Raw genomic sequence first — 13,278 nt, forward strand, 5'->3', positions numbered from 1 at the left:
TTTATTTTGCAATAACTTGAACCACTTGATTTACCTCCTCCTTAGCCGCCTCGTAAGCAATGATCCAGGATTTTCCACCCCAAATAATCGCTGGATAAGAGCAATCAAAGGCAGGGTCTGAAACATAGGATTTGGTCAGTTTTCCAGACAAATCCTTTACGACGAAGCCAATTTGCTTGTAATAACGATCGCCCTCTTGCTTGATTTCGGCGAAAACGAGTGCCGTTTCGCCTTTCGGATTCGAGGCTAACTGCGGCATCCTGATTTTATCACCAGGTAAATGGAGAATCATCTTTTTAGATCCTTGAAACGCCCATTTTACGCCAGAAGAACCTTCTGCGCCGGTATACCAAGCGGCTTCTAGGTCTTTTGACCCACGAACTAAAGATGGACCTGCGTGAGGACACGCATTTACTTTCCAGTGATCTTCATACAAGGGTACTGATTCTGAATAGGTTTTGCCAAAATCATTGGAATGAATGTACCCCATATCGCGTTCTCCTTTGTCGTTCAGATCGCGGTAAATCACATCAACATTTCCTTTTGCATCGGCTAATGCATCAATCCGGCAACATTCGCAGGTTTGTTTGTCGAGAATTTTCATGTCCCCAAAACCTAAACCAGGCGCAGTAGAAGCCGTAACCAGCGTCCGGCCTTTTGGCCCTACTTTCACATCTAACCAATACGCGCCCACCTGACCATTCGGCAGAGAAATGATCTTCCCAAACGAGTGGCTCAGTCCTGCCGCGGTATCTTTGTGAATGTGTTGTGGTTTTTGCCAAACCCCATTCACCTCCATTGCATATAGCAAATCTCCATTAAATCGAGACGCTGCTGTAGGGCGATTCATCTCATACAAAAGGATACACGTGCCATCCGCTTTATAGGCCAGTTTAGGCATACCCTCTGCATGAGTTGACGCTTTTTTATCAATAGGGACCTGCTCAGCAGGCCCCTGATTGACTTTTCGAAAGAACAAAACCCCATTGGCTGATTTCTCTACCCAAGATAGAACGACATCGCCGTTTGATTTCAGTGCAAAAGAGGGGTCTAACGCCTGATTAGCAGGATTAGACACCGTTTGCGCGAAAGAGTTCTGCGCAAAGAAAACGAGCAAAAGGATTAGTTTTTTCATTTTTTGAATAGTTGGAATACGTCGATTTGTACACCGGCAACCACTGTGCGAGGAGCCGCTGGCGTATAGGTTGATTTATCTGTAGCGTTATTTCCACGAGTCGCCGTTGTGGCATATAAAGCATCACCTAGATTCAAGATGTTAGTGAAGAATTGATACGCTTTGTAATTATATCCCATTCTTAGATTGAAAACAGATACCCCCTCAAAGCTTACTTTGTTTACTTGATCTTGGAACCAAGGCCCAATTTTTTGCCATTCTAAGGCAATACGCGCTCCTTTGTACTTGTACGTTACCTCTGAGTTTGCGATGAAGTTAGGCGCTTGTGGCATCTCTTTTCCATTCACATTTTTCAATGCGTCTGACGCACGCGTACTTAACACAAAATCCACAAATGTATGTTTTGCATTCGTTCCTCCAAAGCGGAAGTTCCAAGAATCGTTCGGGCGGATCGTGATTTGGTACTCAATCCCCTCGTGTAAGGTCTTACCCGCAGATTGATAATCCGTCGTGTTATCCGGTTGGCGAATTCCTAGAAGCTCATTATTGCCCTCTAAACGATAGAATGTGTAATCAAAGAAGACCTTATTTTTCCAAAGTGATGCCCAACCTCCCACTTCGTAATTCGAAAACACAGCTGGGTCAATGCTTAAATAGAATTTCTCCCCTGTTGCCGCTGCTTGTGCCGCTGGTCTCGCGCGGAATACCGCTGAAAGGGCTGGTGGCGAGAAGCCTTTGGAGAAATTACCATAGAAACCTAGGGCTGAGGAAGCCTCATACGTGACCCCTAACTTAGGCGAGAATTGTTCGTAGCTTTTTGTGCCCGTCGAATTGTCGATGAAGTTCGTATAGTCAAAGGACATTTGATCGAAACGGCCGCCTAAAGAAAGACGCAATTTCTCTACTGGATGCAGGTCAAACTGTGCGTAAGCCGCTTTGTTCCAAATCACCGCCGAATAATTGCCTAAGAACGTCGATGGCAAAACTTGTGTAATCGTGAATTTCTCCACCGATTTCTTGTCTGGGCGAAGCGTCGCCGCTAAGTTAATTTTGTAAGCCCAATAATCATTAGGCGAGCGATCTAACAAAAATCCAGCTACTAATTTTGAGTTCAGAAATTCAAAATTTTGCGAGTGCTGGCCCATCAAGCCAAAGCTTTTGAAACTGTTTTGGTTTATCTGTCCTGACGCCGTAACCGCTGGACTGGTCCAAGAAATCGAATAGGATGGGTTTTGGCCTAAGGCATTATCCCGATAAAAAGCAGTCAAACTAGAATTCGCATTATCCGACCATTTGTGCTCTAACGTCAAACGAGAGCGAGACGAGAACGATGAGCGGTAAGTGAAATCCGCCGGGCTTTTGTAGCTGCGGGAATAATAACCCGTACTGTCGATGTTACCACCCGTCTGCGAGAAGTAGTCATTATAGGCAAAAGAACCCCAAAGTTTCGTCTTAGGCGTAAATTGATAATCTAAGCGTACGTTGATCGAAGACTTGTCGAAATCGGAATTAGAAGCCCAAGAACCTTTTTGGCGCGCTACATAACCGCCCGTCATAATCGACCATTTCTTGCCTACTTGTGCCCCTGCAGTGAACTGCACGCGGTTGTATCCCCACTCATCTACTTGTAAACCCACTTGTGCCGTCGGGATCCCCGGTGCCGTCTTCGTGATCAAGTTAATCGCTCCACCCACGGCCTCAGGCCCATAAAGAGAGGATGCAGGGCCCTTAATTACTTCCACTGAATTCAATCCTTGTAGATTCGATTCAATCAAGGCGTTGTGATTAAATACCCCCAAAGGACGCAATGCAAGTCCATCTTCCATGTACAAGAAATAAGCAGATGTTCCAAAAGGCTGGCGAATACCCATCCCGTGTTGTTCATTTCGGTAATCCAACATCACCACACCCGGAACTTTATTGATAATCTCCGTTAATTGAAGTGCCTTCGTGTCTTGAATAAGCGCAGAACCAATTTTATGAATGGCTACGGGCGTCTCCGCACGCGTCGCCGCTTGGCGAGAGGCAGTCACCACGACTGATTCTAAGGTTTGAGTGGATTCCTCTAGAAAAATAGGGCTTGTCTCCCCAGTCGTTTTCGCTGCTTTAAAACCTAAAGCAGTTACTGTGAATTCTCCCTTTTCTTTAACTTGGAATTCCCCTCTTTCATTTGAAATGGAAATTGTTTTATCGCCTTTTTTTAGGCTAGCGCCTACGATAGGCTCGTTTGTAATCGAATTAAGTACTTTGATTTTTTGCGCTTGCGCTAGTGATGTTATACCTAATAACACCGCTATTAATAGCTGTTTCATGTATAATTAATTAAAATGAGTAATGCCCATGACTTCAAGCCAAGGGTAAAGTGTCAAGAAAATTAATTAGACCTGTGGCGGGTGAAAAAAGCCTTTGTCGGCTGAATTAGAGAAGAATTCCGTCGATGTGAAATGATTTTCAACGAGTTCTGATGCGGTGAAACGCGCGGTAAAGACAGATTGAATGGCTTGAAAGCTCAACACAACTTCCGGCATTTTTTCTAAACGCTCTGAATTTGATTTCTGCTCTTTTTCCTCTGCAGCCTGTAGTTTTTTCGCTAAATAACATTGACCATTACAGTTCAACATCGGTTTATCACGGTTCACACAAAGGTTTTCAGCAATGTAGTCGCGATTAATGCGGTAGTAGGCCACAGCACCCCATTGATTCATCAAGGGAACCTGCATAGCTAAGAACAATAAAAGAGCGACGATGCGTTTCACGACGCAAAGGTAAGACAGAAATTGAAAAATAATTATTAATTTACAGGGAATAAATACGACAAAAACGAGTAAAAATGACGAAAATCACAATAATCGGCAGTTCAAATACGGATATGGTGATCAAATCGGCTCATCTGCCGGCGCCGGGCGAAACCGTTTTAGGCGGGGACTTCTTCATGAATCCAGGCGGCAAAGGTGCGAACCAAGCAGTGGCTGCAGCTCGGCTGGGTGGCGAGGTTCATTTTGTGTGCAAGGTGGGAAAGGATGTGTTTGGGGAGACGGCTATGCAACAATTTAAGAACGAGGGAATTCACACGCGATTTGTGACGCAAGACCCGTTGGCTCCCTCTGGAATTGCGTTGATTAATGTAGATGCCAAAGGAGAAAACTGCATCACTGTGGCTTCAGGCGCGAACAACTCTCTTTTACCTTCGGATATTGATGCGGCCTCGGAAATTTTCGAAGCGGGCGATTTTGTTTTAATTCAATTAGAAACTCCACTGGAAACGGTGGTTCACGCCTCTGCTCTCGCATCGAAAAAAAGACTGAAAGTTGTTTTAAATCCAGCCCCAGCAGCAGAACTACCCACAGAATTATTTCCCCATTTATACGCCATTACGCCTAATGAGACGGAAGCAGAAATCCTGACGGGAGTTGCTGTGACAGATCTACTTACTGCGGAGAAAGCAGCGAACATATTACTAAATAAAGGCGTTCAACACGTGATTATTACCTTAGGCGCCGAAGGCGCCCTGTACAAAACTGCCTACGAAACACAGCATATTCCAGTCGCAAAAGTCGTGGCACAAGATACGACCGCCGCGGGAGATTGCTTTAATGGAGCGCTTGTCGTGGGCTTATCCGAGGGAATGAGCTGGCCAGACGCCATCGCTTTTGCCTGCAAAGCAGCCTCCATATCTGTCACTCGATTAGGGGCGCAAGCTTCCATGCCAAGACTTAATGAACTATGATAAAATACACAACCATGAAAAAATTACTTTTCTTCTGTTTCATCACACTAGCCGCACAAGCGCAAAATATCTCGATGAGTAAAGCCGTCCTGAAAGACAAAATTAAAGGTGGCTGGGCTGGCCAAACGATTGGTGTGACCTTTGGCGGACCTGTCGAATTTCGCTACAATGGAACGATGATCAATTCCTACCACCCCATTCCCTGGTACGATGGCTATCTGAAGAATACGATGATCAACAATCCGGGTTTGTACGATGATTTGTACATGGATTTGACATTCGTGGAAGTATTCGAAAAAGAGGGATTGAATGCGCCCATCGAATCGCACGCGAAAGCGTATGCGAATGCGGGTTATGCGCTTTGGCATGCAAATCAGGCAGGTCGCTATAATATCTTGAACGGAATGATGCCTCCAGCGTCTGGATACTGGGAGAATAATCCCCATGCGGATTGTATCGATTACCAAATCGAATGTGACTTTGCGGGCTTGATGTCGCCAGGCATGCCCAATGCAGCATCTAAAATCTCTGATAAAATTGGGCATATCATGAACTATGGCGATGGCTATTATGGTGGGGTGTATTTAGGGGCCTGCTATACTTTGGCATTTATTAACAACGACATTAATAAGGTCGTTGCGGAGGCTTTGAAAACCATCCCAGCGAACAGCCAATACTACAAATGCATCTCTGATGTCATTAAATGGCACAAACAATACCCGAACGACTGGACAAAAACCTGGTTAGAAGTTCAAAACAAATGGGCGAACGACATCGGTTGTCCAGACGGCGTTTTCGCTCCGTTTAATATCGACGCGACCGTGAACTCCGCGTATGTGGTGATAGGGCTATTGTATGGTAATGGGGATTTTGGCAAAACGATTGAAATTTCCACACGCTGTGGACAAGATGCAGATTGCAATCCGTCATCTGCAGCGGGAATTTTAGGTGCGATGATCGGATACGATAAGATACCAGCTTACTGGAAATTAGGCTTGAAAGAGGCGGAAGACATCGACTTCAAATATACGTCCACTTCCCTAAATGACGTCTATGAAATCGGTTTCAAACACGCCTTGCAAAACATCAAAAATAACGGCGGAAGCGTTTCTGAAAACGCCGTAAGCATCCCATACTCTGCCCCTAAAGCGGTGGCTTTCGAACAAAGTTTCGACCATTCATTCCCTACTGAAAAGATCAACATCGGGAAAAACTTGACCGACGAGTATGACTTTGACTTCGAAGGAAATGGCTTCGTGGTGCGCGGCGAAACCGCGAAATGGGCCTCATTAGATCCTGGGACTTTTGACTTGGAAGTCTATTTAGACGGCAAGCTTTTCGAAAAAGTAAAACTCCCAGTGGCATTCACAACGCGACGCCACGAGATCACCTGGAAATATAAATTAGCGACGGGAAAACACCATGTGAAGCTGAAAGTATTAAACAAGGTGGCGGGATATGACTGCAAATTATTCGATGCAATCATCTATGCAGAGAAGCCGTTTATGGCCACTAATGATAAATATTACCGTTTAGGAAACCTAAAATAAGCGCTATGTTCATTATCGAAACCTATTCATCTGCTGTTTTATTGTGCATCGTAACGATGCTTTGCTGGGGCTCATGGGCAAACACCCAAAAGCTTTCGTCCTCCTCTTGGCGCTTCGAACTATTCTACTGGGATTATGCGATAGGGATCGTTTTGGCCTCCTTGATACTAGCATTCACCTTAGGTTCCAGCGGAACGCAGGGCCGTGGATTCCTGGCGGATTATGCGCAAGCGAGTGGCGACAACCTACAATCTGCTTTTATAGGCGGGGTTTTATTTAATGCCGCGAACATTCTCTTAGTTGCTGCCATTGGTATCGCGGGGATGTCTGTGGCCTTTCCGGTGGGCATCGGGATTGCCTTGGTATTAGGGGTTTTAGTGAACTATTTAGCGGATCCGCAAGGGAATCCGCTGTTGATTTTTGGGGGAGTTGCTTTGATTGCCATTGCGATTATTTTAAATGCGAGAGCCTATAAATCGATCTCAAACGCTGCTGCATCGAATAAAGGATTAGTACTTTCTGTTCTTGCAGGATGCCTAATGGGCCTTTTCTACAAGTATGTGGCGGCCTCGATGGCCGTGAATTTCGCCGCGCCAGAAGTGGGAAAATTGACACCTTACACGGCTTTGGTTGTTTTCGCGGTGGGTGTTTTAGCCAGTTCTTTGGTCTTTAATACCTTCCAAATGAAGAAGCCATTCTCCGGTGCTCCCTTGAATTTCGCTCACTATATAGTGGGTTCGACGAAAGACCATTTAGTAGGTATTCTAGGCGGTGCCATCTGGTTCGTGGGGATGGCCTTATCTATTCTTGCCTCTGAAAAAGCAGGTGCTGCCGTTTCATATGGCCTAGGCCAGGGCGCAACCGTGGTGGCGGCGGTTTGGGGGATCTTTATTTGGAAAGAATTCAAAAATGCCTCGCCGAAAACGCACAAATTGCTCAACATTATGTTGCTTTTGTATGTCGTGGGATTAGGCTTGTTGATTGGGTCGAAATAGTTATTTCGCCGCCAATGGCAACATTTCGCCATTCGTGACGGCCACAGGCTTTTGCATTGTGGTGTAATATTTCGCGAGGCTGGAGTTATAGAATTGGACTTGGGCTTTTTGGGATGTACTTAAGTCATAGCCCAAATAAACACGCACCGGACTTCCTGGCGCACCAATAATCGAGGAGACTACCGTTCCGAAACGGCCTAATCCGCCTGTGAGCGTACTTTGCTTTTTGCCAAATAGGTTAACAAACGAAGTGGATGTACTAACGAAAGCCCCATACATATTCAAACCCAAATCCGCTACCGACCCTTCACCCATCGCAAAAGTCAACATTTTAGTAGCTGACAACGACCCTAAATTCGTGAATTTCAACTCATGGGCTGAATTTCCTAAGGTAATTGTAGCATTATTATACACATATAGTGTACCTAACGTAGAGCTAAAGCCTCCATCATTTAAATGGCCTCCAGAAAAATTGACTGTACTGTAAGATGGAATGGCACCTGCAATCCCTATTTGTAAAATTCCTCCATACAGATAAGTGTCCGAAACCTGATTCGCTGCGCTGAGCTGGAGTGTTCCTGTACCTGATTTGGAAAGCGTACGGCCTATCATCACGCGCGTGATTCCATCATTTACCCCATTACCCGTCGTCACCACATTATTTCCGGTACTAAAAGTTAAATTACCATATGTTCGTCCTGTTGCCGTTAGCGTGTTATACACACTAATCCCACCTGCACCCGTGATGGAAATCGTCCCCCCGACTCCTGAATTAGACGAAGCATTCGTCGTACTAACTGCCCCACTCGTGTTAATAGCCGCGTTGACAAAAACAGAACCGGCCGTTGAATTCAAATACACACTCCCGCCATCCGTCAATGGAATAGTCGAACTTCGAGAAAGCGGAATGTTCGTATTTATCGCTGCATTCACGTAGATATTCCCCACCGTATTCAAATAAAAACTCAAAACCCCCTTATCTCCATAAGCATCCGTAGCGTAGCGCAAGGCGATAGGTGACAAAATGTTCGCCTCTGATGCAGCATTAATAGTCAACAACTTGTTAAAGGTAGGTCCGTGATCATTCCAGGTTTCGATAGGTGTATTCACGTTAATAATTCCCGATTGGGAACAAGAAACACAGGCAGTATTAATCGTTGCGTGGCTATAACGAGTACGCATAATTAGGTCTACATCCGTTGGATTTATATTCGCGTGATTCGCGGAGGGAGTAAAGGTATACGTCGTATTTGTGGCGCCGCTCGAAAGTGCAGGGGACCACGTTCCATTCACCGTAATCCCGGTCGTAAAACGAATATTCGCATTCCCGCTTTGAGCTATGGCGTTCGGGACTAGTTCTCCCGATATCAATTGAATCGCATTAGCCGTACTAAATTTCACCTGCTCTACTTCCGTTAACGAAAGTACAGCGCTATTTTCCACGTAAATACGTCCATCCGTACCAGAAATGCCGGCGGTTCCTTGCCAGCCGCTTATGTTCAGGGTTCTAAAATCCCACGTATTTTTAGGGCCAAAACGCAACTCATGAACACCTGCCCCTAATTCAATCTCAGATCCCTCTGATAAAATCGAAATAGGCCCAAAAGTCTCCGAATAACCTCCAGAACTCAATTTACCCCCATTAAAAAGAATCAAGGCGGCATTATTAATCACTTCTGTCGCCCCTAAAGCCAGATTCCCGCTGCTAATGACCGTGGCGCCAGTATAGCTATTTGCAGCATTCAAGGTCAATGATCCCGTGCCATCTTTGATCAAGCTAGTCGCAAGATTCAAGGAAACGGGACTAATCCCCCAGGTATTCGCTAAACTTCCGGTTCCACTCAGGCCCCCGTTGAAGATCAAATCCCCAGAGCCGCCTACTAACAAGGTTAGCGCACTTGCCGTCAAAGGCCCATTGATCGTCAGTTGACTCGAAGCATCCGCGTTCATTCGGACATTCGTCGTGGTCAAGTTAATCGCTGAATTATAGACATTATTCCCCTGTATACTACGCAACGCACCGGCATTTGAGACTCCATTTCCACTCAGCGTTAGCGGATTAGTAACTGTAATCCCGCCATCCAATACTAAACTGGCATTAGATCCAATACTGACCGCACCTGATCCTAAGCTCGTATTATTTTGTATCGTAAGCATTCCGAGAGAGGCTATCGTACTCCCGCTGTAATTATTAGCGGAAGCTAGATTTAAGGCCACCATGCTCGTCGTAATAGACCCTGTACCTAGTGTCAAAGTTCCACTAATCGTCATCGAACCAAGGCCCGTCGTGACCAAGGAAACGTTAGTCCCAGTGACGGATTGATGGAATGTCAAGCTGCCGACATTGCTGTTCAGGGTGGTGCTTTGACCTAAAGAGACGGGACCATCCCAGCTATTATTCCCACTTTCATTTGATAAAGTAACACCGTAGGCATTCAGGGCTAAATCCTCCGCCCCCACTTGGATATTGTTGTACAAGGCTAATTTTCCCGACCCCCTGACGATGGTACCCGCGCTGGTGCTACCTAAGGAGAGGCTGTTATAAATGGCTAAGGTTCCCGCGTAGATCGTGGTCAAACCGGTATACGTGTTCGCTTGGCTGTGGGTGGCATTTCCGAGGGAGAAAGATTCTCCGTATTTGGCCAAAGACAAAACGCCCAGCCCATCCTCTATCAAACCGGTATACACCGTATTCATATTACTCGAGCCCACCGTTAACGTGATATTCCCCGCCACGCTGCTGGTCACTTTCCCATAGCCATTTAAACTAGCTATCGACCCAATCGATTCCGAAAATCCGTTTAAATCCAAGGTTGTGTTTGCCCCCGTAAAAGACAGCGTATTGTAGTCCGGCAAAGCCGTGCCTCCCGCTAATTGCAAAGTTCCCTCCGCCAGCTCAGAAGAAGTTACGGCATTGTTCGTCGCGCTCAACTTCAGGATTCCTGAACCCAATTTCTTAAAAGCTCCCCCCTTTATGAGGCCGCTTATGCCATCATTCACACCGCCTGTCGTCACACTCGTATTCCCATCTAAAATTGTAATAGCCCCAGCAAAATTCGTGCGACTAGTCGAATACAAAGTCCCAGAAATACTCACGCCAGCTGGTCCTTTGATGGTGATCGATCCACCCGTTCCATTGTAAAGACCTGGATTTGTTAAATTAGTGCTCCCACTGCAATTGATATTCCCAGTCACTTTCACTGCTCCAGCCGTCGAATTGAGCGTAACAGAACCGCCCTCGTTGATAATGGCAGACGCATAGGATTGCCCTACATTCGTCATCGAAATATCCGCCGTCACCGTTATGTTTCCAGAGGTATTGATCACTAAGCTTAGCGAACCTTTGTTTGTATTGCTCGTGGCGGTACCGCGCATCGCAATAGCGTTAGGTATCGTTACGTCCGAAGCCGCGTTGAAAGTGAGCGTTTTGTTGTAGGTAGGGCTATTTTGGTTATAGGAATTCAGATTCGTACTAAAATCGATTTGGCCCTGCTGAGTGCAGCCTGAACAAGCCGTATTGATAATGACATGGCTAATTTTCACTCGTAGCAATTCGTCTATTTCAGCCGTGCTAACGGTCGCATTGTCTGCGTTTGGGGTGAAGGTATACGTCGTTTGTGTGGGGGAGGTGGAGGATAATACCGGAGACCAAGTCCCTCCACTCGTGGCGCCTGAAACGATGGAGACATTGCTGTTTTGAGCATGTAGTTGCCCCGTAAAAAACACGAATAGAATGAATAGCTTCTTCATCCTAGTACGAGTAAACAAATTGAATTCGATCTCCTAGGGCAATCACATAGGAACCATTGTTTGCGGTTACATAGGCCAAAAAAGGCGTAGGCGCCGTAGCCGTCGTCGTAAAGGCACTTGTGGTCTTATAGACGAAGGCGTTTTGGCTGATCAAAATACCATTCACATACATCTTCAGCTTAGTGGTCGCCGTAGGCGTTTGCGTGAGGGTAAAGTTGGTTTGCCCTGCAGTGACTGCTACTAAATTCCCCGTAGAACCGGTGGCGGTGGTTTCGTCAAAACCATCTCTCAAGGCGCTCGTCCAACTCGCTACACCGGAGGAGGTTAAACTCAGGATCTGACCCGTGGCACCCGGGTTGGATGGAAATGTCGTTCCTCCCAGCGTTAACGTTCCGGTTAAACTCGAATTCACAAAGGTTTTGTTCGTCAAAGTTTCCGTGCCAGCTAGCGTGGCCATCGTACCCGTGGTGGGAAGCGTAATATTCGTAGTACCCGTGGTGTTTATCGTCGTGGAATAATTCCCGGAGGTCACTAGGTCCCCACCTAGGGTGATTGTTTTATTTCCATTGTTTATTCCAGTTCCTCCGAACGTGGGTGAAATGACTCCTGTAATCGCGGCGCTTCCGTCGAAGGGATAGCCGAAGATGGTATGGGGGGTTGAAAGGGTTGAAGCCGTGGTGGCGAAAGTGGCTGATGCAGCAGTAACAGCGGATAGAGCCGCTGTTGCCGTACTTGCATTTCCCGTTAATTCTCCCACAAAACTTGTTGCGCTAATAGAGCTAAATCCCGACATGCTGGAATAGGTTCCTCCTAAAATAGCGCTCGTGGAGCCTAGGGTAATTTGATAATTGGCTAACTGGCCATTCGTGATGCTGGCCGTAGAAGATAAATTAACCGCAGTTAAACCGGTCGCTTGTATCGTGTTTCCGGTAAGGGAAATACCGGAGCCGGCAGTTAAAGGCACTTGATAATCTGAACCAGCTGTAAGCGGCGTTTGGTAATCTACACCTGAAGACAATGGCATCTGAACATCCACCCCAATCCGCAACCCTAAATTCGCACGCGCCGAAGCCGCGTTCGTAGCTCCTGTTCCGCCCTTATTTAATGATAAAATTCCGCTAAGGGAATCTAATGCAAATGAAATATTAGTCGACCCGTCAAAGGGTACTCCATTGATTGTGCGTGCCGTTTCTAAGGCAGTGGCCTTGGCTGCTAAATTTGCAGAGCTGGCTTGGTTTGCGACGTTTGTATTTGACGCGCGGCTATCTACATATTGCTTTACCGCTTTAACGGATGGATATTTTTCGCTGGAAGCAGAGTCAGAAAGAATGGAAGAGGATTTATTAATGAGCGATTCTTTGGCATTTAATTGGTCCAAAACCAAGCCAGACACCGGCTTGTCCACATCCGCCGTATTGTCCACATTGCCTAGCCCTAAATTCGTACGCGCTGTCACAGCTGTGGTTGCACCCGTTCCTCCAGAGGTAATCGCCAAAGTGCCGCTGAGCTTCCCAGCCTCCTCCGCAAAATGCGCATAAGGCAAGTAATTCAGGCCGCGATTGCTGACCTCGGTGTATTTGGCACCCAAATCAAAACTCACCTGCGTCACCAATTTCTTCACCAGACCGCCCCAGTTCAAACTGGCAAAAGTCCCCGCAGCACTCGTATTCTCCCCCAATCCTATCTCCAAATTAATCAGCCCATACGCATCCGTCTTCGTCTTATGCAATTCCTCAAACTGTAATGTGGACCCCGAATAAATCCCAAACTTCACCCAAATATCCTTGTTCAAATACAGCTGCGCCTGCACCCCATTCCCGGGCAATTCAATGGCGGCCGGATCAACGATCAAGGCCTGGTAATTAATCGACTTCAGAGGAGTTTGCGCCTGAGCACAATGGAAACTGCACAGCAAGGCTGTGAGTATGAAATAGTTTTTCATAAGCAATCTAAAAGAACAGTACAGATTGCTTATCAGTGGTCAAGAAGCAATACGAGTATAAATTGAGGGTATTGTGTTGATAACAAAGGTACTAGGATTTTGCGGAGGGCAAAGGGAGGAGGGATTTTTTAATTTAAGGGCGGGGCAAAAAAAATCCCCAGTTGTTAGCTGGGGACCAA

The 13,278-nt window shown here is 46.3% G+C and carries 8 protein-coding genes; 3 read left to right on the forward strand and 5 right to left on the reverse strand.

The window, feature by feature from the left end:
• Position 1: 1 nt before the first annotated feature.
• The 3 genes from SKC37_RS06300 to SKC37_RS06310 all read right to left on the reverse strand — a co-directional run bounded on the left by SKC37_RS06300 (position 2) and on the right by SKC37_RS06310 (position 3,891).
• On the reverse strand, positions 2 to 1,135 hold the full coding sequence (locus tag SKC37_RS06300) for a hypothetical protein (protein ID WP_377980662.1): 1,134 nt from the start codon (positions 1,133 to 1,135) through the stop codon (positions 2 to 4).
• Complete coding sequence (locus SKC37_RS06305; protein ID WP_377980663.1) at positions 1,132 to 3,447, reverse strand: TonB-dependent receptor domain-containing protein; 2,316 nt, start codon at positions 3,445 to 3,447, stop codon at positions 1,132 to 1,134. Before SKC37_RS06305 ends, SKC37_RS06300 begins: the two co-directional genes overlap by 4 nt.
• 66 nt (positions 3,448 to 3,513) lie before the next feature.
• A complete protein-coding gene (locus tag SKC37_RS06310; protein ID WP_377980664.1) occupies positions 3,514 to 3,891 on the reverse strand; it encodes a hypothetical protein in 378 nt (125 codons plus the stop codon).
• A 74-nt stretch (positions 3,892 to 3,965) separates the two neighbouring features.
• Between SKC37_RS06310 and rbsK the strand changes: the two genes are divergently transcribed.
• The 3 genes from rbsK to SKC37_RS06325 are packed head-to-tail and all read left to right on the forward strand — an operon-like array spanning position 3,966 to position 7,407.
• Positions 3,966 to 4,862 carry a ribokinase gene (gene rbsK, locus SKC37_RS06315; RefSeq protein ID WP_377980665.1) on the forward strand — a complete coding sequence of 299 codons (897 nt, stop codon included), beginning with the start codon at positions 3,966 to 3,968 and terminating at the stop codon, positions 4,860 to 4,862.
• Positions 4,863 to 4,876: 14 nt separating this feature from the next.
• Entirely contained in the window at positions 4,877 to 6,412 is a 1,536-nt protein-coding gene (locus SKC37_RS06320) for an ADP-ribosylglycohydrolase family protein (RefSeq protein ID WP_377980666.1), read from the forward strand.
• A 5-nt stretch (positions 6,413 to 6,417) separates the two neighbouring features.
• Positions 6,418 to 7,407 carry a GRP family sugar transporter gene (locus SKC37_RS06325; protein ID WP_377980667.1) on the forward strand — a complete coding sequence of 330 codons (990 nt, stop codon included), beginning with the start codon at positions 6,418 to 6,420 and terminating at the stop codon, positions 7,405 to 7,407.
• Here the strand turns inward: SKC37_RS06325 and SKC37_RS06330 are convergent, their stop codons facing one another.
• Together SKC37_RS06330 and SKC37_RS06335 are read right to left on the reverse strand one after the other, a co-directional pair.
• Positions 7,408 to 11,157, reverse strand: coding sequence for a beta strand repeat-containing protein (locus tag SKC37_RS06330; protein ID WP_377980668.1), 3,750 nt, complete (start codon positions 11,155 to 11,157; stop codon positions 7,408 to 7,410).
• A 1-nt stretch (position 11,158) separates the two neighbouring features.
• The gene (locus SKC37_RS06335; protein WP_377980669.1) at positions 11,159 to 13,099 is read right to left on the reverse strand and encodes a hypothetical protein; all 1,941 of its coding nucleotides are present in this window, start codon (positions 13,097 to 13,099) and stop codon (positions 11,159 to 11,161) included.
• Positions 13,100 to 13,278 lie beyond the last annotated feature (179 nt).

It is taken from the genome of Aquirufa esocilacus, from assembly GCF_042715595.1.
Taxonomy (GTDB): Bacteria; Bacteroidota; Bacteroidia; order Cytophagales; family Spirosomataceae; genus Aquirufa; species Aquirufa esocilacus.

Excerpts from the sequence above, each read along its gene's own strand:
- SKC37_RS06300 (WP_377980662.1), bottom strand. The coding sequence starts at position 1,135 with ATGAAAAAACTAATCCTTTTGCTCGTTTTCTTTGCGCAGAACTCTTTC.
- SKC37_RS06305 (WP_377980663.1), bottom strand. The coding sequence starts at position 3,447 with ATGAAACAGCTATTAATAGCGGTGTTATTAGGTATAACATCACTAGCG.
- rbsK (WP_377980665.1), top strand. The coding sequence starts at position 3,966 with ATGACGAAAATCACAATAATCGGCAGTTCAAATACGGATATGGTGATC.
- SKC37_RS06320 (WP_377980666.1), top strand. The coding sequence starts at position 4,877 with ATGAAAAAATTACTTTTCTTCTGTTTCATCACACTAGCCGCACAAGCG.
- SKC37_RS06325 (WP_377980667.1), top strand. The coding sequence starts at position 6,418 with ATGTTCATTATCGAAACCTATTCATCTGCTGTTTTATTGTGCATCGTA.
- SKC37_RS06330 (WP_377980668.1), bottom strand. The coding sequence starts at position 11,157 with ATGAAGAAGCTATTCATTCTATTCGTGTTTTTTACGGGGCAACTACAT.
- SKC37_RS06335 (WP_377980669.1), bottom strand. The coding sequence starts at position 13,099 with ATGAAAAACTATTTCATACTCACAGCCTTGCTGTGCAGTTTCCATTGT.